Consider the following 25,193-nt stretch of genomic DNA (forward strand, 5'->3'; position numbering starts at 1 on the left):
CTGCGTTTAGGGGCAGCTAAGTCGGGACAGGGCACGAAGGAGCGGAAGCAGGCTGCGAAGCGAGCACACGTCGCCAGCCGCTGCAGATGCAGCGTTGTAGCGGGTGGTCATGCTGTCTTCGCGATAAGCCATGGCGGCTTTCAAGCTCCTTCCGGGACCAGACGAACAGAAAGCATTTGGGTGAATTTCCCGGGACAGACCCCAAACGGAGGGACATATCCATACTTCTGCATCAATCTTGCTGACATGTTGTTAACAATGATTGAAGCAAAACTCAACGCCCTAATTCCATAATGGAGCGGCTGTCTCAAAAAAATCACCCCCGCCAGGCCGGTATGAACCGGACCCGACGGGGGTGATTTTAATTCTGGTGCGTGCTTAGTTCTTCGCGCGGTCAACCAGCTGGTTGGCTTTGAGCCACGGCATCATAGCGCGCAGACGCTCGCCCACTTCTTCGATCTGGTGGCTGGCTTCGATGCCACGCTGAGCTTTGAGGCGGGGATTGCCGACGGCGTTATCGAGCATGAAATCCTGCACGAACTTGCCGGACTGAATGTCCTTCAGAACCTGCTTCATGGCTGCCTTGCTGTCGGCGGTGATGATCTTCGGGCCGGTGTAATAGTCACCGAACTCCGCAGTGTTGGAGATCGAGTAGCGCATGTTGGCGAGGCCGCCTTCATACATCAGATCGACGATCAACTTCACTTCATGCATACATTCGAAATAGGCCATTTCCGGGGCGTAACCGCCTTCGACCAGGGTTTCAAAGCCAGCCTTGATGAGTTCCGAAAGACCGCCGCAAAGCACAGCCTGTTCGCCGAAGAGGTCGGTTTCGCACTCTTCCTTGAAGCTGGTTTCGATGATGCCGGCGCGACCGCCGCCATTGGCCGACGCATAGGACAGGCCAATCTGCAGCGCGTTCCCGGAAGCGTCCTGATGAACGGCGATCAGCGACGGCACGCCGCCACCCTTCAGATATTCCGAACGCACGGTATGGCCGGGGCCCTTCGGGGCAACCATGAATACGTCAAGGTCGGCGCGCGGCTCGATCAGCTTGAAGTGAACATTGAGGCCGTGGGCGAACATCAGCGCCGCACCCTGCTTCAGGTTCGGCTCAAGATCGTTCTTGTAGATCGCGGCCTGCAGTTCGTCAGGCGCGAGGACCATGATCACATCGGCCCATTTGGCGGCATCGGCCGGGGACAGCACTTTGAAGCCAGCGGCTTCGGCCTTTTTGGTCGTGGCCGAACCGGGGCGCAGCGCGATGGCGATTTCGGTCACGCCCGAATCCCGCAGGTTGGCGGCGTGGGCATGGCCCTGGCTGCCATAGCCGAGGATCGCGACTTTTTTGGTCTTGATCAGGTTTACATCGGCGTCGCGATCATAATAAACGCGCATATTCAGTCCTTTCCGTTGACGTTTCTAACTGCGTTTCGCAGCTTTCCTGTTAGCGTTCAAGCCCCGCTTTGCCGCGGGCGAGGGCAGCAACCCCCGTGCGGGCAACTTCGACAAGGCCAAGTTCTCGCATCAGCGCAATGAAAGCACTGATTTTAGATGGTTTTCCCGTCAGCTCGAAAATGAACGACGAATTCGTGCTGTCCACGACCTGAGCCCGGAAGGCGTCAGAAATCCGCAGCGCCTCGACCCGGTGGTCATCGATCCCGGCGACCTTCACCAGCGCCAGTTCACGTTCCACGAACTGGCCGTCAAGCGTCAGGTCCGACACCACATGAACGGGCACAAGCCGTTCAAGTTGCGCCTTGATCTGTTCGACCACCATAAGCGTGCCGACGGTGACGATGGTGATGCGCGAGGTCCTGTCCTCGGAATCGACGCTGGCGACGGTCAGACTTTCGATGTTGTAACCCCGGCCGGAGAACAGGCCAATGACGCGGGCAAGCACACCGGCTTCGTTGTCGACGATGACCGAAATGGTATGACGGGCGGCGGCTTCAATCGGCTTAGTCATGCGGTTGTCCATTCATTCTCAATGCTCCGCCCATCCTCTTGGGACGGGCGGGAGCTTATGCTATGCGGCGATGGTCAGACCAGCGCCCGGCCTTCTTCCGAGATCTGGTTCTGGCTCGGGTCATCGTCGCCGAGCAGCATTTCATTGTGCGCCGCGCCGGACGCCACCATGGGGAAGCAGTTCTCAAGCTTGGCCACGCGGCAATCGACGATCACCGGACGGTCGATGGCGATCATCTGCTTGATCACATCGTCAAGCTCGCTCGGCTTGTCCACCCGGAAGCCGACCGCACCGAAAGCTTCGGCCAGTTTGACAAAATCCGGGAGCGCTTCCGAATAACTTTCGGAATAACGGCCGTCATAGCTCAGTTCCTGCCACTGCCGCACCATGCCCATATATTCATTGTTGAGGATGAATATCTTGACCGGCAGGCGATGCTGCACGGCGGTAGCCATTTCCTGAATGTTCATCAGGATCGAGGCTTCGCCCGCGATATCGATGCAAAGCGCGTCCGGATGCGCGATCTGTGCGCCGATGGCGGCGGGCAGGCCATAGCCCATGGTGCCGAGACCGCCCGATGTCAGCCAATGGTTCGGCTTGTCGAACTGATAGAACTGGGCCGCCCACATCTGATGCTGACCGACTTCGGTCGAGATATAGGGGCTTTTGTCCTTGGTCAGATGATACAGCCGCTGGATCGCATACTGTGGCATGATGACTTCGTCATTGGCCTTGTAGGACAGGCATTTGCGCGCGCGCCAGACGTTGATCTCGTCCCACCAGGTTTTGAGCGCCGGTGCGTTCGGGGTCAGGGCCTTGGATTTCCAGATCTTGATGATGTCTTCAAGCACATGACCGGCGTCGCCGACGATGCCAAGATCCACATGCACGTTCTTGTTGATGGAGGAACGGTCGATATCGATATGGATCTTTTTCGAGCCCGGGGAAAAGGCGTCGAGACGCCCAGTCACACGATCGTCAAAGCGCGCGCCGATGCACAGCATGACGTCGCAGTCATGCATAGCATTGTTGGCTTCATAAGTGCCATGCATGCCGAGCATGCCGAGGAAATGCGGATCTTCACCCGGATAAGCACCGAGGCCCATCAGTGTCGAGGTGATGGGGAATCCGGTCATGCGCACGAAATCGCGCAGCAGTTGCGACGCTGCCGGACCCGAATTGATGATGCCGCCGCCCGAATAGATGATCGGACGCTTGGCATTCGCGAGCAAAGCAACGGCCTGACGGATCAGGTCGAGCTCGCCCTTGATTTGCGGACGATAGCTGCGATGTAGAACCTTCTGCGGCTTGGTATAGACGGCCTTTGCAACCTGCATGTCCTTGGGCAGATCGATGACCACCGGGCCGGGACGGCCGGAGGTGGCCACATAGAACGCCTCATGGATGGCATAGGCGAGGGTGTTCACGTCCTTCACCAGATAGTTGTGTTTGGTGCAGGGGCGGGTGATGCCGACCGTATCGGCTTCCTGAAAGGCATCATTGCCGATCAGGTGGCTGGCCACCTGGCCGGTCAGACAGACCACGGGAATCGAATCCATCAAGGCATCGGTCAGGCCGGTCACGGCATTGGTCGCGCCAGGGCCCGAGGTCACAAGCGCCACGCCGGGCTTGCCAGTCGAGCGGGCATAGCCTTCGGCGGCATGGAGGGCGGCCTGCTCATGGCGCACCAGCACATGGCGAATATGGTTTTGTTGAAACAGGGCATCGTAAATCGGTAGGACAGCCCCGCCCGGATATCCGAAAATCACGTCAACACCCAAATCCGTCAAGGATTTGATGATGATCTCCGCTCCGCTGATCGGTTCCGCCGACATGGTTCGTCCTTCCGTTCCGTCTCGTGTTGCTGCACACGTAAAAATACGGCCCAAGGTCACGGGCCGCCAGCATCATTTATCGTGGGGCACCCTACCGGGGCAATCTTGCGTCGTCAACAGCTAAAATCTAATAAACGAATAAATTTCGGCCATAAAACTTTCCAAATGTTGCGCGTCGCCCGATACCCAGTCAGAAAACTGGTTACGGAACCAGGTCAGTTGCCGTTTGGCATATTGCCGGGTCGCGGTCTGGCCGAAGGTTAAAGCGTCCTCATAGGAGAGGTTGCCGGAGAGGTGGCGGATGAATTCCGGCACCCCAAGCGCCTTCATGACCGGCAGCGCGGGATCAAGGTTCTGCGCCATCAGGGCTTTGATTTCCGCAAGCCCGCCACCCTCGCTCATCATCAAGGCCAAGCGCCGGTCACAGCGCTCATAAAGCTCGGCGCGCGGCGGCGTCAGGGCCAGACAGACGAGGTCAAGATCGGTACGGTTGCGCAATCCGCCCTGATTGGGTTCGCGCTGCCAGTCGCTCAACGGGCGGCCGGTGGCGGTCAGTACTTCAAGCGCGCGGGCGATGCGCTGGCTGTCGCCGGGCTCAAGCCTTGCCGCGATGATCGGGTCGCGGGCGTCAAGCTCGCGGTGGAGAGCAAAGGCCCCTTCCAGCTCCATACGGCTGCGGATGTCGGCGCGGATGGCGTCGGGGATGTCTGGAATGGGCGAGATGCCGTCGATCAGGGTGCGGAAATAAAGCCCGGTGCCGCCGGTGACGATGGGCAGGTCGGCCTCATCAATGGCGCGGGTGGCATCCGCAGCCCAGTCGGCGGCGGAACAGGCCGGGCTCGCCGGGCGGTAGCCATAGAGGACATGAGGGACGCGGGCTTCGTCCTCGACGCTTGGGCGGGCGGTGATGATGCGGAGGGCGTCATAGACCTGCATGCTGTCGGCATTGATGATAACGCCACGCGCCTGCTCAGCCAGCGCGAGCGCGAGGGCGGATTTGCCGCTGGCGGTGGGACCGCCGAGGAATATGACTTTCTTTTTCATGTCCGCTTCTGTATTTGGCACAGCAGGTAAGTTTCATAATGTCAGTCCCGCGCAGGCGGGAATCCAGACTGGATCCCGCTTGTGCGGGGATGACCATAAAGCAGTCATGCAACCATGCAAAATGTTCTGACCCTGATCGCCAACCCGCAACAAGCCAATCTCACCGCCGCCGCCGTGGATGAAGCCGTGGCTGGTCTCAAATCTCAAGGCGCGATTGTGGGGCCTGTGGATTGGTTGAACCCGGGAATTGCCGCCGATGTGCCGTTTGACGGCGCGGTCGACAAGGCGGGGTTTGCGGGCCTGCCGTTCGATTGGGCGCTCCAGCCGGTGGCCGGACGGCGCAAGAAATTGCTGCTGGCGGACATGGATTCGACCATCATCACCGTTGAATGCATTGATGAGATCGCCGATTTCGCAGGCTTCAAGGAAGAAGTTGCTGGCATCACCGAGGCGGCCATGCGTGGCGAGCTGGATTTCGTCGCAGCACTTGAAAAGCGGGTGGGCATGTTGAAGGGGCTGAAGGAAGAGACTCTCCAGACTGTGTTCGACGAGCGCGTCAAGCTGATGCCCGGCGCACGCACGCTTATTCAGACCATGAATGCGGCTGGGGCCATGACGGCGCTGGTCTCCGGCGGGTTTACCTTTTTCACCAGCCGGGTTGCGGCCTTGACCGGCTTCCACGTGAACCGCGCCAATGTGCTCGGGCTGGCCGAGGGGGCGTTGACCGGCGCGGTTATCCCGCCGATCGTCGATAGCGCCACCAAGCTTGCTTCGCTGCAGGAGTTCGCCGGGCAGACGGGGATCACGCTGGCCGAGACGCTCGCGGTCGGCGACGGAGCCAATGACATTCCGATGATCGTGGCGGCAGGACTCGGTGTGGCGTATCACGCGAAGCCAAAGGCCCAAGACGCGGCGGATGTGGCCATCAATCACGGCGATCTGACGGCGTTGTTGTATCTCCAAGGCTTCCGGGCTACCGACTTCCGCGACTGAGGACAGGGATCGAATAAAAAAAGCCGGCGGATCGCTCCGCCGGCTTTTCTGTTTTTGAAACGGTGACTTATTTGAACGGCACCGTGATGTGGCTGTAGTTGCCGCCGCGGAAGACGCGGAACAGCACCGAGGGGCGACCATTTTTGCGGGCGTCCTCGACCCGTTTGACGACGTCTTCGGGGCTCGTCACATCTTCCAGCGAGACCGAGACGATGACATCGCCGCGACGCAAGCCCTGCGCCGTGGCATTGCTGTTCGCATCGACATTGACGACGACCACGCCCTTGATGCCCTTGGCGAGACCAAGGCTGCCGCGCAGATCGTCGGTCAGCGGTGCGAGGCTGAGGCCGAGCACGCTTTTTTCCTTGCCGGCGCCGGAATCCTTGCCTTGGACGCCGGGCGATTTTTTGTCACCCTCTTCCTTGCGTTCGACGATTTTGACCAGGAGGCTCTTGTTCTGGTTCTTGCGCAGGACCACAACCGGAACCGACTTGCCGATGGGGGTGTTGGCCACAAGACCCGGAAGGCGCTGCATCTGGGTGATCTTGTTGCCATTGTATTCAAGAAGGATATCACCCGAAATGATGCCTGCCTTGGCGGCCGGGCCGTCTTCGACCACGCTTGCAACCAATGCGCCTTCGACGGATTTCAGGCCGAGGCTGTCAGCGAGGTCCTTCGAGATCGGCTGGAAGCTCACGCCAAGCCAGCCGCGTTTCACCTTGCCGCTTTCACGCAGCTGGGCAACGACGGTTTTGGCAAGATTGGCCGGAATCGAGAAGCCGATACCCGCATTGCCGCCGGAGGGCGAGAAAATGGCGGTGTTGATGCCGATCACTTCGCCCTTCATGTTGAACATGGGGCCGCCCGAATTACCCGGATTGATCGGCGAATCGGTCTGGATGAAGTCGTCATAAAGGCCGGTGTTGATGTCACGGTTGCGGGCGGAAATGATGCCTGCGGTGACCGATCCAGCAAGGCCATAGGGATTGCCGATGGTCAGCACCCAATCGCCGACCCGGGCCATGTCGGAATTCCCGAACGCCACAGGGGTGAGGGCGCGGCCAGGCTTGATGCGGATGACGGCAACGTCGGTTGCAGGGTCGGAGCCGATGACTTCGGCTTTGAACTCTTCACCGCTTTGGAGTTTGACGGTGATGCCGTCGGCATCTTCGATCACATGGCTGTTGGTGACGATGATGCCGGATGGATCGACGACAAAGCCGGTGCCGCCGCCGGTGGCGCGCTGGCGCGGTGACGACGAGTCATCCTGTTTTCCCTGTCCCTTGCCGCCGGGAGCCGGGGACGCGTCCGGACCCGCGCCCGGAGCCCCGAAGCGGCGCAGGAATTCTTCGATTCCCGGCTGACCTTCGACGGTCTTGGTCACGGTGATGTTGACGACGGATGGCAGGACTTTGGCTGCAAGGTCAGCGAAGCTCGGGACAGTCTGGGCCCCGGCTGGCTGGACACCGGCGAGCGCGGCGATGCCAATTGCCAAAAGAAAATACCATAGCCGCAGCGAATAGGCGGTTGATTGCGTTAAAGCTTTTGTCACGCTTGCCTCACATTCCTAGGTCTCTGATCTTGGTCCTTGAGGGGTTCCCATTATGGAGCCCCACCCGATAGGGACCGTCGGGCAAGATTATGGCGTAATTTTGAGCGGAGGAACGGCTATTTTTTCTTGAGCCGTGCAAATATGTCACAATTTGGTGAGCCGGGAGCCTTTGGGGCTGACCGAGTGGCGGCCAAATGGATTGCCGGGTCAAGCCCGGCAATGGCACATATAATACGACCTGCTGCATACATGTGGCATCTGCGGACGCATGCATTGCCTGCCCATGAAACACCAAACTCAATTGTCATACCCGGGCCTGACCCGGGTATCCATGGTGCCATTAGGAAAAAGGCTTGCCGGACAATCCCGGCAAGCCTTTTTCTGTGGTTAGCGTTTGCCTTGCAAACTGCCGAAGAAGCGGAAGAATTCGCTGTCTGGCGACAACACCAGAGTGGTGTCTTCGGGCGACATGGCTTCTTTGTAGGCTTGCATGGAGCGATAGAAGGCGAAGAAATCGGGATCGCGTCCGACCGCTTCGGCAAACACGCGGGCGGCATCGCCATCACCTTTACCGCGAATGATCTGGGCTTCGCGTTGGGCGTCGGCGATCAGCACCGTGCGTTCCTTATCGGCGCGGGAGCGAATGCCCTGGGCCAGTTCGGCTCCGGTGGCGCGGGCTTCGCGGGCTTCGCGTTCACGTTCGGCGCGCATCCGTTTGAAGATGGCTTCGGAGTTCGCTTCCGGCAGGTCTGAGCGCTTGATGCGGACATCGATCACCTGGATGCCGAGGCCTTTGGCTTGGGCATTGGAGGCGTCGAGAATGGCCGACAGCAGTTTGGTACGATCTTCGCTCAGCATAGCGGTAAACGGCACGCTGCCCATGACCCGGCGCAGGACCGAGTTGACAATGGTTTCAAGCCGGTCGGCGGCGCCTTCCTCGTTCGAAACAGCCTGATAGAGCAACAGCGGGTTTTCGATGCGGAAGCGGGCATAGGCGTCGACGATCACGCGCTTTTGATCGGCGGTGATGACTTCTTTCTGGGCGAGTTCAAGCGGCAGCACGCGGCGGTCGAGAATGACCACCGATTGCCAGGGCAGTTTGAAGTTCAGCCCGGCTTCGGTCACGGTGCGTTGCGGTTTGCCGAACTCGATGACGAGGGCCTGTTGCGTTTCCTTGACCTGGAAGGTGGAGCTGGTGGCGAGGATCACCAGAAGGAAAAGACCAATGATCAGGACGGTCAGACGATTGCTGGTCATTGGCTGTCTCCTGAGCTTTGGACACTGGCCTTGCGTTTGGTCAGTTCCGGCAGCGGCATATAGGGTTGCACGCCATTTCCGGCTTTCTTGTCGACAACGATCTTATTCATGCCCTTGAGGATTTCTTCCATCGTCTCAAGATAGATGCGCTGCTTGGTGACGTCCTTCGCCTGCTGATAGGCCACAAGCACGGCGGAGAAGCGGCTGGCTTCCCCCTGGGCGCGGGCGACGATCTGGGCGCGGTAAGCTTCGGCGTCCTGGGTCAGCTTTGTGACTTCCCCACGGGCGCGCGGAATGACGTCGTTCTGATAGGCTTCAGCTTCGTTCTGCAAACGCTCTTTATCGGCCTGTGCGGCTTGCACGTCGCGGAAGGCGTCGATCACGGTTGCCGGTGGGTCGACCCGCGACAATTGGACCTGACGGACTTCAACGCCGATCTTGTAGCTGTTGAGAACTTGTTGAATGCGTTCCTGGGCGTCGACTTCGATGCGCTGGCGGCCTTCGGTCAGGGCTGACTGAATGGGCGTGCGGCCGATGATCGAGCGCATGATGCTTTCGGAGGCGGCTTCGATGGTGCGTTCCGGATCGCGGACATTGAACAGATACTGTTCAGCATCGCGAATCTTCCAGAACACCGAGAATTCCACGTCGACGATATTTTCGTCGCCGGTCAGCACCAGACCTTCGCGGGTGGCTTCCGGCCCACGGCGGCGGGCGGCGACTTCCTCGCTCGGGAAACCGATCTTGACGCGGTTGACTACGGTCACCTTGGGCGTCATCACAGTCTCGATGGGTGCAGGCAGGTGGTAATGCAGACCGGGAGCTGTCTTGTCCACATATTTGCCAAAGCGCAGCACAACGCCCTGTTCATCCGGAGATACAGTATAAATACCGGTGGCCAGCCAGGCGAGCGCCACGATGCCGGCGACGATCATGAGGCCGCGTTGGCCAAATCCGCCAGGCAACGCGCCCTTCAGCTGGTCTTGACCACGCCGCAGCAAGTCTTCGAGATTCGGGGGATCACCACGACCACTTGGGCCTTGGCCCCATGGGTTGCGGCCACCGCCATTGTTTTGCCAGGGCATACAGGAGGCTCCTTGTGCGATGCCGCCTGCTGATAAAATGGATGCAGGCGGTGACGATTGACTGTCTCGCGTTATATGCTACCTAACCGACTGGCGCAACGGCCGACGGCGAGCGGCTTTAGCTTCTATTCAAGGGTTTGGCCCTTGAATAAGGGCTTCTCACCCCCATGGAGAGTGAAATGGCTGAGATCATCCGGGAACAGGTATTGGCGGCGCTCGGCCGTGTGGAAGATCCAGCCTCGGGCCAGGATGTGGTCAGCCGTGGTCTTATTCAGGGTGTTGTGATCCGTGGCGGCCATGTGGGCTTTGCCATCGAAGTCACGCCGGAGCAGGGGCCCCATGCGGAACCGCTGCGGCTGGCTTGCGAAACGGCGGTCAAAGCCATTCCCGGCGTGACCGACGTGACAGCGGTGCTGACGGCCGAACATGTGCCTACAGCCGGCGCGCAGACGACCGTCCCGCCCAAACCGCATCACCCGCATCAGCCTCAGGCTGCCCATAAGCCGGGCGTTGCCGGGGTGGCGAAAATTATTGCTGTCGCCAGTGGCAAGGGCGGTGTCGGCAAATCCACCACGGCTGTCAATCTGGCGGTGGCACTGTCCCGGCGCGGTTTGCGGGTTGGCTTGATGGATGCCGATATTTACGGTCCCTCGGTGCCGAAGCTGCTTGGAATTTCCGCGAAACCCAGGACGCGCGAGGATAAAAAAATTCTGCCCATGCAGGCTCATGGCATCGTCGCCATGTCCATCGGCTTCATGGTCGATCCCGACACCGCCATGATCTGGCGCGGGCCCATGGTCATGGGGGCGTTGCAGCAATTGCTGGGTGATGTGGCCTGGGACGCATACGGGCCGCTCGATATCCTGGTGGTCGACATGCCGCCCGGTACGGGTGACGCGCAATTGACCATGGCGCAACGGGTCCCGCTTGCGGGGGCGGTCATTGTCTCGACGCCACAGGACATTGCCTTGATTGATGCGCGCAAGGGCATCACCATGTTCCAGAAGGTCAATGTCCCGATTCTTGGTCTGGTCGAGAATATGAGCAGCTTTATCTGCCCTCATTGTGGCGGAGAAAGCCAGATCTTCGGTCACGGCGGCGCGCGGGCCACGGCGGAACAGTTCGGGGCGCCGTTCCTCGGTGAAATCCCGCTGAAACTCGCGATCCGGGAGACGTCAGACGCAGGCGCGCCGATCACGGCGTCGGAGCCGGATGGACCTGAGGCCGCGGCCTATCTTGCCTTGGCCGACAATCTGCTTGGTCAGTTGGGTGGCGCGGTGCCGGTCATGCCGGAAATTTTATTCGAATAGTGAGGGAAAAAATCGATGGCCGTGGCCTTGAAATATGATCCTGAAGATTATCCGGATGTGTACATCGCGGACATTCTGAAATCCGTCAAAACCATCGCCATGCTCGGCGCGAGCGATAACGAGTTTCGCCCGAGCTATGGGGTCATGCGGTATTTGCAGAAAAAAGGCTATCGGGTCATTCCGATCAACCCGCGTCTGGCGGGCAAGGAACTCCATGGCGAGACCGTCTATGCCGAGCTGAGCGACGTGCCGCTGGCTATCGACATGGTCGATATTTTCCGCCGCACTGAAGATCTGCCCGAAGCCATGCGGGAATCGATCGGCATCGGGGCGAAAGTGATCTGGGCTCAACTCGGGCTCAGGGATGATGACGTTGCCGCCTGGGCCGAGGCGCAGGGCCTGAGGGTGGTCATGAACCGTTGCCCGGCCATCGAGATCCCAAGACTGGGGCTTTAGGCGTTCTGGTTTAAAGCTTGGTCAGCAGATCGGTAAGTTCGGCGAGTTTGCGGCGTTGTTCCTCGGCATCGCCGGATTGGATGGCGGCATGGACGCAGTGGGCCATATGGTCTTTCAGGATCACCTGTTCGACCTGTTTGAGCGCGGCCGAGACGGCGCGCAGCTGGGTCACCACATCAATGCAATAACGATCATCGGTGACCATGCCGTTGATGCCGCGAATTTGCCCCTCGATACGCTTCAAGCGATTGAGGCAGGATTGTTTGGTTTCCGTTTCCATCCTTGACCTATACCCATGGGGGGTATATTAATCAAGGAAAATATACCCCCCTCAGGTATTATGGACGGAGCGATCTGATGTCTCAATCCTGCTGTTCCCATACGAAGACCGAGCCACAGGGCAGTGTCCTTGACCCGGTCTGCGGCATGACGGTCGACCCGTTGAAGACCCCGCATCATGCCCCTCATGGTGGGCAGGAGTATCATTTCTGCTCCGCCGGCTGCCGGACCAAATTTATCGCCAATCCCGCACAGTATCTTGGCCCCAAAAAGCCTGAGCCCGTCGTGGTGCCGGGAGCGATTTATACCTGTCCCATGGATCCCGAGGTGCAGCAGGTCGGCCCTGGCACTTGTCCCATCTGCGGCATGGCGCTTGAGCCCATGATGCCGACGGCGGACGCGGGGCCCAATCCGGAACTGGTCGATATGACCAAGCGGTTCTGGATCGCGATTGCCCTGACGCTGCCGGTGTTCATTCTGGAAATGGGCGCGCATCTGTTTGACCTGCATCATCTGATTGCCCCGGCCACGTCCCATTGGATTCAGGCTGTTCTGGCCACGCCTGTTGTGCTGTGGGCCGGAGCGCCATTTTTTCAGCGCGGCTGGGAATCGCTCAAAAGCCGCCATTTCAATATGTTCACCTTGATCGCGCTCGGCACCGGCGTGGCCTGGCTGTGGAGCATGACGGCCTTGCTGGCGCCCGGACTGTTCCCGCAATCCATCCAGATGGCCGGGGGGCTCGTGCCGGTTTATTTCGAGGCGGCGGCGGTGATCGTGACGCTGGTGCTGGTGGGGCAGGTGCTGGAGCTCAGGGCGCGGGACCGTACCGGGACGGCCATTCGTGCCTTGCTGAACCTTGCGCCCGAAACCGCCATTCGTCTGGCGGACGGCGGCGAGAGCGAAATTCCGCTTGCCGATGTGGTTCCCGGCGATCTGTTGCGGGTGCGCCCCGGCGCCAAGGTGGCGGTGGATGGCCGCGTGACCGAGGGGCGGAGCGCGGTCGATGAATCCATGATCACCGGGGAATCCATGCCGGTCACCAAAACCGTGGGCGACAGCGTGATCGGCGGCACCATCAATGGCAGCGGTAGCTTTGTCATGACCGCCGAGCATGTGGGGGCGGAAACCATGCTTGCCCGGATCGTGGCTCTGGTGGCGTCAGCGCAGCGCAGCCGGGCTCCGATGCAGCGGCTGGCCGACCGGGTGGCGGGCTTTTTCGTGCCCGTCGTTGTGCTGGTGGCTGTGCTCGCCTTCGTCGCCTGGATGCTGTTCGGGCCGGAGCCGCGCTTGACTTATGCCGTGCTCGCGGCGGTCAGCGTGGTGATCATTGCCTGTCCTTGCGCCCTTGGGCTTGCGACGCCGATGTCGATCATGGTCGGGATCGGACGCGGGGCGGCGAATGGGGTGCTCATCCGCGACGCCGAGGCGCTGGAACGCATGGCCCATGTGGATGTGGTGATTGTCGACAAGACCGGGACCTTGACCGAAGGCCGCCCGGCGGTGACGGCGGTGCAGCCCGTCAGCGGCGGCGATCCCCGTGCGCTTCTGGAGCTTGCAGCCAGCGTCGAGGCGCAAAGCGAGCATCCGATTGCGAGCGCCATTCTGCGCGCGGCCACGGAGCAGGGGCTCACCTTGAAGGCTGTAAGCGATTTCGATTCGCCCACAGGGCGCGGGGCGGAGGCCACATTAGACGGTCGCCGCATCCGCATCGGGCAGGGCCGTTACATGGCTGATCACGGCATTGTGACGGACGCCGTGACCGATGCGGCGGCACAGCTTCGAGGAACCGGGGCGACGGTGGTTTATGTGGCGGCGGATCAGGCGTTGCTCGGGCTGATTGCCGTGGCCGATCCGGTCAAACCATCAAGCCTGGCTGCGGTTCAGGCCCTCCAGGCGGCGGGGGTCCATGTGGTGATGGCGACCGGCGACAATCTGGCAACGGCAAAAGCGGTGGCGCAGACGCTTGGCATTTCGGATGTCGAGGCCGAAGTTCTGCCCGCCGATAAGGAAGCGCTCGTCGCGCGGCTGCAATCGCAAGGCCGGGTCGTCGCCATGTGCGGTGACGGCGTCAATGATGCGCCTGCCTTGGCCCGGGCCGATGTGGGCATTGCCATGGGCGCGGGCACGGCGGCGGCCATTGAAAGCGCCGGGGTGACTCTGGTGAAGGGCGATCTTGGCGGTTTGCTCAAGGCACGCAAGCTGTCACGGGCGACAGTCGCCAATATCAAGGGCAATCTTACCTTTGCGTTTTTGTATAATGCGCTTGGGGTGCCGGTGGCGGCGGGGGTGCTTTATCCGGTGTTCGGGATTTTGCTTAGCCCTATGCTTGCGGCGGCGGCCATGTCCCTGAGTTCGGTCAGTGTGATCGCCAATGCCTTGCGGTTGCGGGCCGTCCGACTGGATTGACCGGCATTTCGCGCATAGCTGCATGGCGGATGCCGGGGCTTGCCCAGACGGTCTGTTGTCCCTAATGTCCGGATTCATCGGCATATCGGGGGTATTATGGGCGAGTCCGTGCGTAGCCGTATCAGGCGAGTAATCGAGACAGACAACGGAACGGCGCTAGTTCTCGTTGCGGTGCTGTGCTGGGTGGGCAACTTTGTGGTGGCGCGGGCAGCGGCCGGGATCGTGCCGCCGGTGACGCTCGCCTTCGTGCGCTGGGTCGTGGCGGGGGGACTGGTATCGGCTTTTTACTGGCGGCAAATCCTGGTGGACTGGCCGCTGATGCGCCGCCATTGGGGCTGGCTACTGGTGCTCGGTGTAAGCGGGATCGGCATTTATAACAGTTTTGTTTATATCGGTCTGCAAACGACCATTGTACTCAATCTTTTGATACTGAACGCATCGCTCACCTTGATGGTGGCGCTCATCAGTTATCTGTTTTTCCGCGAACGTCTGAGGGCGCGGCAGAGTTTTGGCATTTTGCTGTCCATGGCGGGGGTGTTGTGGATCGTTCTTGGCGGCGACATCACATCTTTGCTGCATCTGTCATTCAATGACGGCGATCTCTGGATCATCAGCGGCGTTTTCAGCTATGCGATTTATACGGTGTTTCTGCGTAAACGGCCTGCCATCCATCCCATGAGCTTTATTGCCGTGACATTCCTGATCGGGGCGATTTTCAATCTGCCGTTCTTCGTGTTGGAGGTCAACGCAGGGCAGAATCTCGATTGGAGCAATCCGGCGGCGCTGGCTACGATTGCCTATGTGGTGCTGTTTCCGTCGATTGTTTCCTATATCTGTTTCAATCGTGGGGTTGCGATTTTGGGGGCGACGCGGGCCAGCACCATCATGCTGACGTCTCCCATTATCGGAGCCGTTCTGGCGATGTTGGTGCTTGGCGAGCGCTTGACCATGGCCCATCTGGTTGGTGGTGTTCTGGTGTTTTCCGGCATTCTGGTCAGCCGTAAAAAAAGTGCTGGCGCATGACAGGCCAATCCATGTCGAGACGTGGATTTGTTCTTGTTATGCTGGCCGTTGTCCTGTGGTCCGGCAATTTCGTTTTTGTACGTGCGGCGGTCGATGTGGTGCCGCCGATGGCGTTGTCCTTTTATCGCTGGGTGCTTGCGAGCTGTCTTGCGATCGCCGTTGCCTGGCCGCATCTGCGGCGGGATTGGCCGCTGATAAAAGCCGGTTGGCGCAGTCTGTTGCTGTTGGGCATGACGGGCATCGCGGGCAATAGTCTGTTTGTTTTTTATGGCCTCAAAACCACGACGGCCATCAATGCTCTGCTGATGAACAGCATGTCGCCGTTGCTCACAGCACTGATAACCTTTCTGTACTTCCGGGAACGGCCGCGCCTCAGCACCATGATCGGGTTGGCCCTGGCCATCTGCGGGGTTGTCTGGGTCGTAATCGGTGGGGATTGGCATCTGTTGCGGACGCTGCGGCTTAACTCCGGCGATCTTTGGGTGTTGGTCGGGGTGGCAACCTACGCGGTTTATATGGCGTTCTTGCGCAAAGTACCGCCCATGCATGATCTCAGCCTGAACGCAGCGACCTTCACTGTCGGCGCGATCACCCTGTTGCCGTTTTTCCTGTTTGAATATGCGGGAGGCGCTCGTTCGGACTGGAGTGCCCCGATCAGCTGGATCACCATTATTTATATGGCGGTTGGAACGTCGGTAATTTCCTATTTCTGTTTCAACAAGGCGATCCGCCTGATCGGTGCCACCCGCGCGTCATCGTTCCTGTTGTTGACGCCGCCGATTGGTGCGGTGATTGCCATGATGACTCTTGGAGAGCGTTTGACGATGCCCCATGTCATCGGTGCAGCGTTGATTTTTGCCGGTCTATTTCTCGGTCGCCGATAGAATTGCTCACGCTTTTGTGTTCGTTGCCACAGGAATGACACAAGTTGAGCCGCAATTTGGCCGTGAATGTTGGTAAATCTGCTGACAGTGACCATTCAGGCGGAGTTTGAAAATGTTAGGGCTGAAAATTTTAAAGGCGATTGTCGGCGTTGCGTTCTTGACGGTTGCAACCGTCGGTGCTGCCATGGCTAACGGGCCGGGTCGTCACGATATGCGCGGCTCCCAGAACGTGGTGGTGATCGATCGCGGCGCGCGCCATGCCATCGATAATTATTATGGCGGTTATTACAAAAACGCGAAAAGCTGCCCGCGCAACTTCAAATTCAAGCATGGCGTTTGCCGTCCGAACGGATGGAAGAAGCAGCGTTATGTCGTTGGCAAGCCTCTGCCGCGCACGGTTGTCATTCAGCCCATGCCGCCAGTTCTCATGAGGCAATTGCCGCCCGCACCGCGCGGATATGGTTATCGCTATGTGGACGGTGACGTGCTGTTGATTGCGGATGCAACGCACCGCGTTGTCGATGCGGTCTTCGCTGTCAACGCCGCGATGAATGGCGGTCGTCGTTAAAAATACCTGATGCTGAAATGAGCCTGTCCGGTCGGTACCGGGCAGGCTTTTTTATCTGCGCATCAGGTTGTCGTCACAAGCTTGTCACAGCGCGGCGCCGCAATTCTGCCGTGAATGGACATGACTTTGGGACCGTTAGAGTTCTAAGGAGCATCGTAGGGATGATCGGGCAAAATATCGGTAAAGCAGTTTTCAGCGCATTGTTTCTGACCTTCGCCGCCTTTGGTGGCGTGGAGGCTGGTGACCGGGATCATGATCGCGATCATGGCCGTCACGATAACCGTGGCGACCGCCATCATGACAGGCATGATCGTCGCGACAATCATCGGGATCACCGCGACTATCGCGGCGGCCGTGATGTGGTGGTGATCGACCGTGGCGCGCGCGGGGTCATTTCCAATTATTACGGCGGTTATTATCGCGATATGCGTGACTGCCCGCGAGGCTATGCGGTCAGGCATGGCGTCTGCCGGCCGCGTGGCTGGGCCAAACAGCGCTATGTGATCGGCGAGCCGCTACCGCGTTATGTGGTGGTGCAGCCCATGCCGACCATGTTGGTGCGTGAATTGCCACAGGCACCCATGGGTTATGGCTATCGCTATGTGGACGGCGACGTGTTGTTGGTGGCCAATGCAACGCATCGTGTCGTCGATGCGGTGGTCGCCGTCAATGCTGCCATGAATGGGATGCGTTAAAGATAAATGACAAGCGACTTCAAAGGTTGATCGCAGGTCAATAGATCCACCCGCTTATGCCGGATTTTCCAGCCGTCCCCGGTTTTGATAAGGGCGTGGTTGTAACGTCCGGCATAAAGCGTTTGTTCGCCACGATAGAACAGGGCAACCTGAAAATTCGAGCTGACCTCGCAGCTGTCGGCGTTTGATGTTGTGATCCGCACATTGCCGATGAGATGGCTCGACCGCACCGCATAAGCCATGGAAGCCGCGAGTTCGTGGCCGTAATTCAGACGACGGATTTCCATCAGCAGACGGTCGTCATAGATGATGGAAATTTCCGTCGTCGGGCTTGTCTGGTTTGGGCTCGCGGGCATCCAGTAGGTGCCGTCTTCGGTGTAAAGTGCCATCCAGGCTTCAAGGTCGGCACGATCGAGACAATCGGCTTCGTCATACAGGAAGGTTTCGATCTCGCGGATATCGAAGCTCATGCCACTGTCTCCCGTGTCATATAGTCAAGCCAGGCGTGATATTGATTGCGGAACGACAGATCGCTTGTACCGAAGGAGGTGCGGTGATCACCCTCGGTCACATCCTTGCCGAAGCCGCGCCGCATATCGACCCAGGGCGTGCTGTGCGACGGCAGAGCTTCCTGCATGCGGGCATAGCAATCCCAGTCGTCCGGCCCAACCATGGAGGCATTCGAATTGATCAGCCGCGAATAGAGGATGGTGCGTTTCAGCATATCCTCGGGCGCGCCTTTCAAGCGAAAATGCCAGGTTTCAACGATGGTTTTATTGACTGCGATGGGACGCACCACGCGCACCGCTTGAACCGCATCTTTCGCAGTGAAGGACGGATAGAAAATGCTGTTATGGCGGTTTTGGCTCAGGATTTCCTGGGTCTTTTCCTCACCGTAAGAGGCCACCATGGAATCGTAGTAACCGGGGATATCCGAATAGGAAGTATGGATGCTTTTCTTGCCGCCCATATAACCATGGCCGTTCGGCAAACCGGTGACGCCGAGATCGTCAAAGAACTGATAGGATGATCCGAACGGAAAAATGATTTCGGCCTCAGCCGATGGTGTCGCGCCTTCGGGCATTTTTGCGGCGAGACGCCGGGTGGCGCTGCCGACCGAGCCATGGGCGATCATCGGATGCATGGCGTCGTTCAGATTTTCAATGAACATTTTCCAGTTGTTGTCATGCATATAGCGCAAGGGCGGACCCGCAACTTCAACTTCGCCTTCCGGGGAGCGGTCGGCCATATTGTCGAGTGTCGCCGCCACATCGCCGAGAAATGTTTTCAGATCCGGCGCGGATTTGTCAAAACAGACAAAGATGAATCCGCGATAGCTTTCAAACTGCGCCACCGGCTGCATGTGGAAGGCGGGGTTTTCAAGATCCAGTCCGGTATCGGCATAGCCCGCGCGCGCTGGCAGCGCTTGCAGACGACCGTCATGATGATAGGTCCAGCCGTGATAGGGACACCGGAACCCGGCGCTGTGACCGCAACCTTCGCTCGCGACCTTGGCCCCTTTATGGGCGCAACGATTGTACAGCACATGCAGGCTGCCGTCTTTCGCCCGTGCCATCACGATGGGCTCGCGGCCGATGGTCAGGGCATAGGTATCGCCGGGATTTTTGATCTGGCTTTCATGCCCCGCATAGATCCAGGCGCGGCCCCAGATGCGCTTCAGCTCCAGCTCGAAAATCTCCGGGTCCACATAGACATCGCGATGCACGCGGTTGGGTTCGACGAGCGACTTGATATGGGCAATATCATAGGACATGAAAATTCTCCTTAAAGTGCCAGACCGCCGAGGCTTGAGCCGCCGCAGACGAACAGGGTTTGTCCGGTGATCCAGTCGTTCTGTTCATCAAGGAAGAACATGGTAGCGCGGGTCACGTCGTCGGGGCGGCCAAGACGGCGGCGCGGCAGACTGGCCGCCAGCGCTTTGGCTTTTTCACTTTCGGCCGGAACCACATGGGTGAACATGTCGGTGACGACCGGCCCCGGTGCGATGGCATTGACGGTAATGCCATGGGCCCCAAGCTCCATGGCCCAGGTGCGGGTCATGGCGATCATGGCTGATTTGGTCCCGGCATATACAGTGCGCGAGGGCAGGCCGACAATGGCGCGGGTCGACATCAGCACGATGCGTCCAAAGCCCGCAGTCTTCATGGCTGGAAGCGCCGCCTGTGTCAGGGTGATAGCGGCCCCCATATGCAGATCGACGAGCGCGTGAAGATCTTCAAGCTTCACGTCTTCGATCAGCGCCGGGCGGATCATGCCGGCGTTATGGACGATGTTGGTCACCTGATGATGGGCGGCGATATCCTTTGCCACTTCGGCTGTGGCCTTGGCGTCGATCAGGTCGACGTCATAGGCGACAAGATTGGCATGAGTATAATCAGGCGCACGGCGGTTGAGCGCGATCACTTTATAGCCCTGATCGAGCATGGTGAGGGCGATGTCCTTGCCGATGCCTGCGGAGGCGCCGGTGACGATTGCGGTTTTAGTCGGCATCGGTCTTTGTCTCCTCAATATGCAGAACGGCCTCGCCAGAGTCATCGATGACCGCGCGAACGCGAACCGGCGTGCCATGTTCAAATTCTGTCGGGGCAAAAGCGTAAAGAACGGGGCCGCTGTTAAGTTCCACCAGCGCCACATGAAGCGGCAGGCGGTCGCGGAACCACGGGTCGAGCGTGATGTGAAGATCGGCCTCACTGATCACCCTGCCAAGGCCGTCATTGTCGTGCCAATCGAGCGTCGTCGACAGGCAGTTCTGGCAGACTTCACGCGGCGGATACTGCACCCGGCCGCATTCGCCGCATTGTTGCAGCCGCAGCTGATCCTGGCGCGCGCCCTTGGTGATCTCATGCCAAAGCCGGGTGCGTGCGCGCGGCGGGTGAAGGGGATGATTGCTCATGCGTCACCTCGTGCAAGGAGGGCGGCCGCCGTGCACAGACAACGGTCATAAATCACCATGCCGTAGCCCGACACCAGACCATGCCGAGCCTTGGCGATCTGGGCTGACGGCGCTTTGTCGCCGGTCAGTTGGCGGATGGCTTCCACAAGACCAAGATAGCCGCCTGCGGCCCCTGCCTGTCCGGCCGACAATTGACCGCCCGATGTGTTGTGCGGCATCTGTCCGTCGATGGTGGTATCGGTGTCGCGGAAAAAGCGCCCAGCCTCGCCCTTGGCACAAAGGCCGAGATCCTCGATCTGTAAAAAGGAAATGACTGGATAATCGTCATAGGTTTCGACGAAATCCACATCCTTCGGACCGAGCCCGGCCATGCCGTAGAGCCGCTCGCGCTCCATGGCCCAGCCGCCGCGTGTGGGTACCGGATCGTCCGCATAGGCATTATGCCGTTCGACCGCACCCTTGATGACGACATAGGGAAGTCCGAGCGATTTCGCGCGATCTACCGACATGACCAGAAAAGCATCGGCCCCGGCACAGGGCATGACGCAATCGAACAAATGAATGGGCCCGGCAATGGGCCGCGCATTCATATAGGTTTCAAGCGTCAGCGGATCATGAAACAGCGCATGGGGATTGTCGCGGGCATTGCGGCGCTGGGCCACGGCGAGGCGGCCGAAGTCCTCCCGTGCCGCGCCGAATTCGCGCATATAATTCTGGGTGATCATGGAGAACACGGCATTCGGACCGGCGGCGCCATAAGGATGCACGGCATCGCGCGAAAACAGGCTGAAATCGGCCACAAGGCTTGAAAAGCTGTCCTTGTTGTTGGTGTCGGCGCTGATGCAGGCGACGATGTCGGCGTCGCCCATCTGTACGGCGCGGGCGGCGCGGCGCATGGCCACAACACCACTTGCGCCACCCATGGGAATATCTTCAAGCCAGCGCGGGCTCAGACCGAAATGGGCAGTGGCGGCGACGGCGGTATCGGGCTTCATGGTGAAGGACGACAGCGCCAGACCGTCGATCTCGTCTTTCTTCAACCCAGTGCGGTCCAAGAGCGCGCGCAAGGCTCGCCCGGCGAAATAGGCCGCGCCATGATCGCTTGTGCGCTCATAGCCGATGGTGACCGGAGCCACCAGCGCGATGCCATCATAGCTCTGCGGGAAAACCGTCATGTCCTACCCCGTTTTGCGCGCGGATTTTGATTTCATGTCACGGAGGTCAAAGGCCGTGCCATCGTCCACAAGTTGACGTGCCAATGTTTTCAACTCGCCGCGTTGCAGTTTCTGTGACGCCGTGAGCGGCAGGCTGTCGCGGAAGGCCACATAGCCCGGCACCTTGTAATAGGTGAGCGTCTCGCCCGCCGCGCGAACAATGGCACGGGCGGTATCTTCGTTTTTCCCGGCGGCGTCACTCAGGATGATGGCGGCGAACACTTCCTCGCCCCGGATTTCGTCAGGTACGGGGGCGACGCCGACCGCCTGCACGCCGGGGATCTGCGACAGGGTGGCCTCGACCTCCAAGGACGCGATGTTTTCGCCCGAACGGCGGATGATGCTTTTCTTACGGTCGACGAAATGGAGCGACCCGTCCGGGCCTTCGCGCACCACGTCGCCGGTGTGGAACCAGTCGCCCGCCCAGGCTTCCGCAGTCTCCTGCTCGCGGCCGAGATAGCCGGAAAAGAACCCGGCGCGCGGGTCAGCTCCGGCGCGGCGCACCAGAAGTTCCCCGGCGCTGCCTTTGGTGACGTCTTGTCCGGCGTCATCCACCAGACGCCAGTCCATGAAGCTTTCCGGTTTGCCGAAACAGGACGTGCCCACATGGCGCGGTTCATATTGGGCGATGACGGCAGCGGCTCCGCCCACTTCGGTCATGGACCAGGCTTCAAGCAGGGCGATGCCGAACCGCGCCTCGAACGCCGCGTGATGTTTGGCATTGATGCCCGCGCCAAAGCCAAAGCGCACGGCATGGGCGCGGTCATCGGGGCTTTCCGGCAGATTGAGCAGAATGGCGGGCAGTACGCCGAGATAATGAATAACCGTCGCCCCGGAGTCGCGGATCGATGACCACCAGCTCGAAGCATGGAAGCGGTCCAGCTGGATGATGCAGCCGCCGGTCAAAATCATGCCCATGGCCGAGGTGGCGAGCGCATTCATATGCACAAGCGGCAGCGGGGTGAGCAGACGCTCCGCCCCCGGTTTGAGGCTCACAAGCCCGCCCAGATTGCGGTACCAGTCGCCCATGACATAGAAATACTCGTTCGACAGGATGCAGCCCTTGGGCTTGCCGGTCGAACCCGAGGTATATAACAGTGCGCATTCGGTGCGGGGCCCTGGCGCGGCCTGAGCTGTGGTGCCCTTGGGCAGGGTCGACAGATCCGTGGTTAGCACCACCGGCAGCCCGAATTTCTCAGCAAGCTCCCGCCGCGATGACAGGGCGAGGATAAAACGCGGCTGACTGTCGCCAACGATATAGGCGAGGTCATCCACCGTTGCCTCACCATTCAACGGCACGATGGAGACGCCAAGGGCATTGAGCGCGATCCAGTGCAGGAAAAACTCGGCCCGGTTATCTAGCAACACAGCCACCCGGTCGCCAAGCCCAAGCCCGCTTGCGCCATAACGCGCGGTCAGGGCATCAATCTCATGCAGCGCCGCCCCATAAGTGAGGTCAATGGCGTGATCCGCATAGGCTTTGGCGGCCACGGCGGGGATATGCAGGAACGGACGATCGCCATAGCTCTGCGCCGTCGTCTGAAAGGCGGAATAAACGCTGTCACTGGATGTCATCGCCGATCCTTATGTCCTGAAAGCCGTGCTTGCGGATTTGAAACTTTAACCCGGTGCCCGCCCTTATGAAGACCCGTTTTTGGGGACTTCACCTGATTCGTAGTGAGTATGAAAATCATGTTATATGAAAATTCAACTTTTGAAACATGAAAATTCATGGGATTTGCCTTAGCATTTTTCATGCGACATCTGGCTGGTTGACAGCGGCGCTGGTGAATAGTCTAATAATGCAAGTCATAAGATAAACTCCGGGGAGCGCCATGACTGCCGAGCTGATCAATCGCCAGGATCTTGAATTTCTGCTGTTTGACGTGCTGGATGCGGAGCGCCTGACGGCGCGTGACCGCTACAGCGACTTCGGGCGTGAGACGATCAGCTCGATTCTCGATACGGCCGAGCACGTGGCGCGCGAGTATTTCGCCCCCTATAATCAGAAAGGCGACGCCAACGAACCGAGCTTCGACGGTGCCCGCGTTAAGCTTATTCCGGAAATGCAGCCAGCCTGGGATGCCATTGCCGACGCCGGGTTTCTCGCCGCCCACCATGACCATGAACAGGGCGGCATGCAGATGCCGGAGATCGTCCATAAGGCGGCCATGTCTTATTTTTATGCTGCCAATATCGGGTTTGCAGCCTATCCGTTCCTGACCATCGGCGCGGCCAATCTGATCGAAAGCTTTGGCAATGCCGATCAGAAGGCGCGGTTTCTGCTGCCCATGCTCGATGGCCGCTTCAGCGGCACCATGGCGCTGACGGAACCGGGGCAGGGCTCGGCCCTCGCGGATATCAAGACCATGGCCGAACCGGCGGCGGACGGCAGTTATCGTCTCAAGGGCCAGAAGATGTTCATCTCGGCCGGGGATCATGACCTGACGCAGAATATCGTGCATATGGTGCTGGCCAAGATCAAAGGCGCGCCGGCGGGGGTGAAAGGCATCTCGCTGTTCATCTGTCCGAAGTTTCTCGTTGATGATGCGGGCCGACCGACCACCCGCAACGATGTGAAGCTCGCCGGTCTTTTGCATAAAATGGGCTACCGGCAGACCAGTTCGACCGTGCTCAGCTTCGGCGAGGAAGATGCCTGTGTCGGCTATCTCATAGGCGAGCCTCATCGCGGACTTGAATATATGTTCCAGATGATGAACGAGGCGCGGATCGGTGTCGCGCTTGGCGCGGCGTCCCTCGGGTATGTGGGGTACCGTTATTCTCTGAACTATGCGCGGGAGCGGCCGCAGGGCCGCTCGCCCGCCAACAAGGACCCGAACTCGCCGCAGATCATGATCATCGGTCATGCCGACGTGCGGCGCATGTTGCTGGCGCAGAAAACCTATGCGGAAGGGGCGTTGGCGCTCTGTCTGATGGCTTGCGCCTTGGTCGATGATCAGAACACCGCAGATGATCTGTCGGCGCGGGAGCATGCCGGAATGTTGCTCGATTTCCTGACGCCCGTGGTGAAAACCTGGAGCTCGGAATATGGCCTCAAGGCCAATGAATTGGCCATTCAGGTGCTCGGCGGTTCAGGCTATATCCGTGAATATCCGGTGGAGCAATATTACCGCGACAATCGTCTTAACCCGATCCACGAGGGCGCGACCGGCATTCATGGCCTCGACCTTCAGGGCCGCAAAATGACCATGAAGAATATGGCGCTGTTTCGCACATTTGTCGGCGAACTCGATTGCGTCATTGCCGAGGCGGCGGGGCTTGAGGTTTCAGGCGGTTTCGCCCGGAACTTGCAGGAGGCGCGCGATCGGTTGGAAGCTGTCAGTCTCAGCCTGGTTGCGGCCATGCAGCAAGACGCTGAACGTGGCCTCGCAAACGCCACCGTCTATCTCGATTTCGTCGGCCGCATCGTCGCCGCCTGGGTCTGGTTGCGGCAGGCCATGGCAGCGGAACGGAAACTGGTGGCAGGCGGCCTGAGCGCCGACGAAACCAATTTCCTTCGTGGCAAGCTTCAGGCCGCGCGTTATATGTATGACTGGGAATTACCGCAGATCGTGCCGCAGGCGAAGATTCTGACGGATGTGAACAGAGTCTGTTACGACATGGAAGACGGCTGGTTCTGAACGCTCGCCGTCATCCTTCCCCCCCCTTTTTGTCATTGCCGGGCTTGACTCGGCAATCCATCTATCAA

General features: G+C 59.5%; 23 protein-coding genes. 9 read left to right on the forward strand and 14 right to left on the reverse strand.

From position 1 onward, the window contains the following. Nucleotides 1-378: 378 nt before the first annotated feature. From ilvC to miaA, 4 genes are all read right to left on the reverse strand, one after another. A complete protein-coding gene (gene ilvC / locus NYP16_RS05860) occupies nt 379-1,398 on the reverse strand; it encodes a ketol-acid reductoisomerase (protein WP_274943185.1) in 1,020 nt (339 codons plus the stop codon). A 49-nt stretch (nt 1,399-1,447) separates the two neighbouring features. Continuing rightward, nucleotides 1,448-1,969 (reverse strand): acetolactate synthase small subunit, encoded by a 522-nt coding sequence (gene ilvN / locus NYP16_RS05865; protein ID WP_274943186.1) that lies wholly within the window; start codon nt 1,967-1,969, stop codon nt 1,448-1,450. Nucleotides 1,970-2,043: 74 nt separating this feature from the next. Continuing rightward, a complete protein-coding gene (locus NYP16_RS05870) occupies nt 2,044-3,804 on the reverse strand; it encodes an acetolactate synthase 3 large subunit (RefSeq protein WP_274943187.1) in 1,761 nt (586 codons plus the stop codon). A gap of 120 nt (nt 3,805-3,924) precedes the next feature. Continuing rightward, nucleotides 3,925-4,848 carry a tRNA (adenosine(37)-N6)-dimethylallyltransferase MiaA gene (miaA, locus tag NYP16_RS05875; protein ID WP_274943188.1) on the reverse strand — a complete coding sequence of 308 codons (924 nt, stop codon included), beginning with the start codon at nt 4,846-4,848 and terminating at the stop codon, nt 3,925-3,927. Between the two features lie 114 nt (nt 4,849-4,962). Between miaA and serB the strand changes: the two genes are divergently transcribed. After that, entirely contained in the window at nt 4,963-5,841 is an 879-nt protein-coding gene (gene serB, locus NYP16_RS05880) for a phosphoserine phosphatase SerB (RefSeq protein WP_274943189.1), read from the forward strand. Nucleotides 5,842-5,908: 67 nt separating this feature from the next. On the opposite strand, the gene NYP16_RS05885 is transcribed toward serB, so the two are convergent. The 3 genes from NYP16_RS05885 to hflK all read right to left on the reverse strand — a co-directional run bounded on the left by NYP16_RS05885 (nt 5,909) and on the right by hflK (nt 9,735). Then, nucleotides 5,909-7,393 carry a Do family serine endopeptidase gene (locus NYP16_RS05885; RefSeq protein ID WP_274943190.1) on the reverse strand — a complete coding sequence of 495 codons (1,485 nt, stop codon included), beginning with the start codon at nt 7,391-7,393 and terminating at the stop codon, nt 5,909-5,911. A gap of 387 nt (nt 7,394-7,780) precedes the next feature. Next, complete coding sequence (gene hflC / locus NYP16_RS05890) at nt 7,781-8,650, reverse strand: protease modulator HflC (protein ID WP_274943191.1); 870 nt, start codon at nt 8,648-8,650, stop codon at nt 7,781-7,783. Beyond that, a complete protein-coding gene (gene hflK, locus NYP16_RS05895; RefSeq protein WP_274943192.1) occupies nt 8,647-9,735 on the reverse strand; it encodes an FtsH protease activity modulator HflK in 1,089 nt (362 codons plus the stop codon). Before hflK ends, hflC begins: the two co-directional genes overlap by 4 nt. Nucleotides 9,736-9,914: 179 nt before the next feature. Between hflK and NYP16_RS05900 the strand changes: the two genes are divergently transcribed. After that, entirely contained in the window at nt 9,915-11,045 is a 1,131-nt protein-coding gene (locus tag NYP16_RS05900) for an Mrp/NBP35 family ATP-binding protein (protein WP_274943193.1), read from the forward strand. Between the two features lie 15 nt (nt 11,046-11,060). Further along, nucleotides 11,061-11,501 carry a CoA-binding protein gene (locus tag NYP16_RS05905; protein ID WP_274943194.1) on the forward strand — a complete coding sequence of 147 codons (441 nt, stop codon included), beginning with the start codon at nt 11,061-11,063 and terminating at the stop codon, nt 11,499-11,501. A gap of 10 nt (nt 11,502-11,511) precedes the next feature. On the opposite strand, the gene NYP16_RS05910 is transcribed toward NYP16_RS05905, so the two are convergent. Continuing rightward, entirely contained in the window at nt 11,512-11,781 is a 270-nt protein-coding gene (locus tag NYP16_RS05910; protein ID WP_274943195.1) for a metal-sensitive transcriptional regulator, read from the reverse strand. Nucleotides 11,782-11,858: 77 nt separating this feature from the next. Here NYP16_RS05910 and NYP16_RS05915 point away from each other — a divergent pair, with 77 nt between their 5' ends. From NYP16_RS05915 to NYP16_RS05935, 5 genes are all read left to right on the forward strand, one after another. Continuing rightward, nucleotides 11,859-14,186: a heavy metal translocating P-type ATPase gene (locus tag NYP16_RS05915; RefSeq protein WP_274943196.1), complete on the forward strand. Its 2,328-nt coding sequence runs from the start codon at nt 11,859-11,861 to the stop codon at nt 14,184-14,186. A 108-nt stretch (nt 14,187-14,294) separates the two neighbouring features. Next, nucleotides 14,295-15,209, forward strand: coding sequence for a DMT family transporter (locus NYP16_RS05920; RefSeq protein WP_274943197.1), 915 nt, complete (start codon nt 14,295-14,297; stop codon nt 15,207-15,209). Nucleotides 15,210-15,220: 11 nt separating this feature from the next. After that, nucleotides 15,221-16,093, forward strand: coding sequence for a DMT family transporter (locus NYP16_RS05925; protein ID WP_274943198.1), 873 nt, complete (start codon nt 15,221-15,223; stop codon nt 16,091-16,093). Between the two features lie 112 nt (nt 16,094-16,205). Then, nucleotides 16,206-16,661, forward strand: a complete 456-nt coding sequence (locus NYP16_RS05930; protein WP_274943199.1) for a DUF1236 domain-containing protein — start codon at nt 16,206-16,208, stop codon at nt 16,659-16,661. A 161-nt stretch (nt 16,662-16,822) separates the two neighbouring features. Then, nucleotides 16,823-17,356 (forward strand): DUF1236 domain-containing protein, encoded by a 534-nt coding sequence (locus NYP16_RS05935; protein ID WP_274943200.1) that lies wholly within the window; start codon nt 16,823-16,825, stop codon nt 17,354-17,356. Here NYP16_RS05935 and NYP16_RS05940 read toward each other — a convergent pair. The 6 genes from NYP16_RS05940 to NYP16_RS05965 are packed head-to-tail and all read right to left on the reverse strand — an operon-like array spanning nt 17,353 to nt 23,059. After that, a complete protein-coding gene (locus tag NYP16_RS05940) occupies nt 17,353-17,826 on the reverse strand; it encodes an aromatic-ring-hydroxylating dioxygenase subunit beta (RefSeq protein ID WP_274943201.1) in 474 nt (157 codons plus the stop codon). The two genes, NYP16_RS05935 and NYP16_RS05940, sit on opposite strands and share 4 nt — an antisense overlap. Further along, nucleotides 17,823-19,130, reverse strand: a complete 1,308-nt coding sequence (locus NYP16_RS05945) for an aromatic ring-hydroxylating oxygenase subunit alpha (RefSeq protein ID WP_274943202.1) — start codon at nt 19,128-19,130, stop codon at nt 17,823-17,825. Before NYP16_RS05945 ends, NYP16_RS05940 begins: the two co-directional genes overlap by 4 nt. An 11-nt stretch (nt 19,131-19,141) precedes the next feature. Next, a complete protein-coding gene (locus NYP16_RS05950) occupies nt 19,142-19,867 on the reverse strand; it encodes an SDR family oxidoreductase (RefSeq protein WP_274943203.1) in 726 nt (241 codons plus the stop codon). After that, entirely contained in the window at nt 19,857-20,270 is a 414-nt protein-coding gene (locus NYP16_RS05955; RefSeq protein ID WP_274943204.1) for a Zn-ribbon domain-containing OB-fold protein, read from the reverse strand. Before NYP16_RS05955 ends, NYP16_RS05950 begins: the two co-directional genes overlap by 11 nt. Continuing rightward, a complete protein-coding gene (locus tag NYP16_RS05960) occupies nt 20,267-21,445 on the reverse strand; it encodes a thiolase family protein (protein ID WP_274943205.1) in 1,179 nt (392 codons plus the stop codon). Before NYP16_RS05960 ends, NYP16_RS05955 begins: the two co-directional genes overlap by 4 nt. A 3-nt stretch (nt 21,446-21,448) precedes the next feature. Continuing rightward, on the reverse strand, nt 21,449-23,059 hold the full coding sequence (locus NYP16_RS05965; RefSeq protein ID WP_274943206.1) for an AMP-binding protein: 1,611 nt from the start codon (nt 23,057-23,059) through the stop codon (nt 21,449-21,451). 260 nt (nt 23,060-23,319) lie between these two features. Here NYP16_RS05965 and NYP16_RS05970 point away from each other — a divergent pair, with 260 nt between their 5' ends. Continuing rightward, nucleotides 23,320-25,125, forward strand: coding sequence for an acyl-CoA dehydrogenase (locus NYP16_RS05970; RefSeq protein WP_274943207.1), 1,806 nt, complete (start codon nt 23,320-23,322; stop codon nt 25,123-25,125). Nucleotides 25,126-25,193: the final 68 nt, after the last annotated feature.

Origin of the sequence: Govania unica, assembly GCF_027920805.1 — a bacterium.
GTDB classification, from domain to species: Bacteria; Pseudomonadota; Alphaproteobacteria; order Sphingomonadales; family Govanellaceae; genus Govanella; species Govanella unica.

Excerpts from the sequence above, each read along its gene's own strand:
- NYP16_RS05870 (WP_274943187.1), bottom strand. The coding sequence starts at position 3,804 with ATGTCGGCGGAACCGATCAGCGGAGCGGAGATCATCATCAAATCCTTG.
- ilvN (WP_274943186.1), bottom strand. The coding sequence starts at position 1,969 with ATGACTAAGCCGATTGAAGCCGCCGCCCGTCATACCATTTCGGTCATC.
- NYP16_RS05950 (WP_274943203.1), bottom strand. The coding sequence starts at position 19,867 with ATGCCGACTAAAACCGCAATCGTCACCGGCGCCTCCGCAGGCATCGGC.
- ilvC (WP_274943185.1), bottom strand. The coding sequence starts at position 1,398 with ATGCGCGTTTATTATGATCGCGACGCCGATGTAAACCTGATCAAGACC.
- NYP16_RS05955 (WP_274943204.1), bottom strand. The coding sequence starts at position 20,270 with ATGAGCAATCATCCCCTTCACCCGCCGCGCGCACGCACCCGGCTTTGG.
- miaA (WP_274943188.1), bottom strand. The coding sequence starts at position 4,848 with ATGAAAAAGAAAGTCATATTCCTCGGCGGTCCCACCGCCAGCGGCAAA.
- serB (WP_274943189.1), top strand. The coding sequence starts at position 4,963 with ATGCAAAATGTTCTGACCCTGATCGCCAACCCGCAACAAGCCAATCTC.
- NYP16_RS05965 (WP_274943206.1), bottom strand. The coding sequence starts at position 23,059 with ATGACATCCAGTGACAGCGTTTATTCCGCCTTTCAGACGACGGCGCAG.
- NYP16_RS05905 (WP_274943194.1), top strand. The coding sequence starts at position 11,061 with ATGGCCGTGGCCTTGAAATATGATCCTGAAGATTATCCGGATGTGTAC.
- NYP16_RS05935 (WP_274943200.1), top strand. The coding sequence starts at position 16,823 with ATGATCGGGCAAAATATCGGTAAAGCAGTTTTCAGCGCATTGTTTCTG.
- NYP16_RS05940 (WP_274943201.1), bottom strand. The coding sequence starts at position 17,826 with ATGAGCTTCGATATCCGCGAGATCGAAACCTTCCTGTATGACGAAGCC.
- NYP16_RS05970 (WP_274943207.1), top strand. The coding sequence starts at position 23,320 with ATGACTGCCGAGCTGATCAATCGCCAGGATCTTGAATTTCTGCTGTTT.
- hflC (WP_274943191.1), bottom strand. The coding sequence starts at position 8,650 with ATGACCAGCAATCGTCTGACCGTCCTGATCATTGGTCTTTTCCTTCTG.
- NYP16_RS05945 (WP_274943202.1), bottom strand. The coding sequence starts at position 19,130 with ATGTCCTATGATATTGCCCATATCAAGTCGCTCGTCGAACCCAACCGC.
- NYP16_RS05910 (WP_274943195.1), bottom strand. The coding sequence starts at position 11,781 with ATGGAAACGGAAACCAAACAATCCTGCCTCAATCGCTTGAAGCGTATC.
- NYP16_RS05960 (WP_274943205.1), bottom strand. The coding sequence starts at position 21,445 with ATGACGGTTTTCCCGCAGAGCTATGATGGCATCGCGCTGGTGGCTCCG.
- NYP16_RS05925 (WP_274943198.1), top strand. The coding sequence starts at position 15,221 with ATGTCGAGACGTGGATTTGTTCTTGTTATGCTGGCCGTTGTCCTGTGG.
- NYP16_RS05915 (WP_274943196.1), top strand. The coding sequence starts at position 11,859 with ATGTCTCAATCCTGCTGTTCCCATACGAAGACCGAGCCACAGGGCAGT.
- hflK (WP_274943192.1), bottom strand. The coding sequence starts at position 9,735 with ATGCCCTGGCAAAACAATGGCGGTGGCCGCAACCCATGGGGCCAAGGC.
- NYP16_RS05930 (WP_274943199.1), top strand. The coding sequence starts at position 16,206 with ATGTTAGGGCTGAAAATTTTAAAGGCGATTGTCGGCGTTGCGTTCTTG.
- NYP16_RS05900 (WP_274943193.1), top strand. The coding sequence starts at position 9,915 with ATGGCTGAGATCATCCGGGAACAGGTATTGGCGGCGCTCGGCCGTGTG.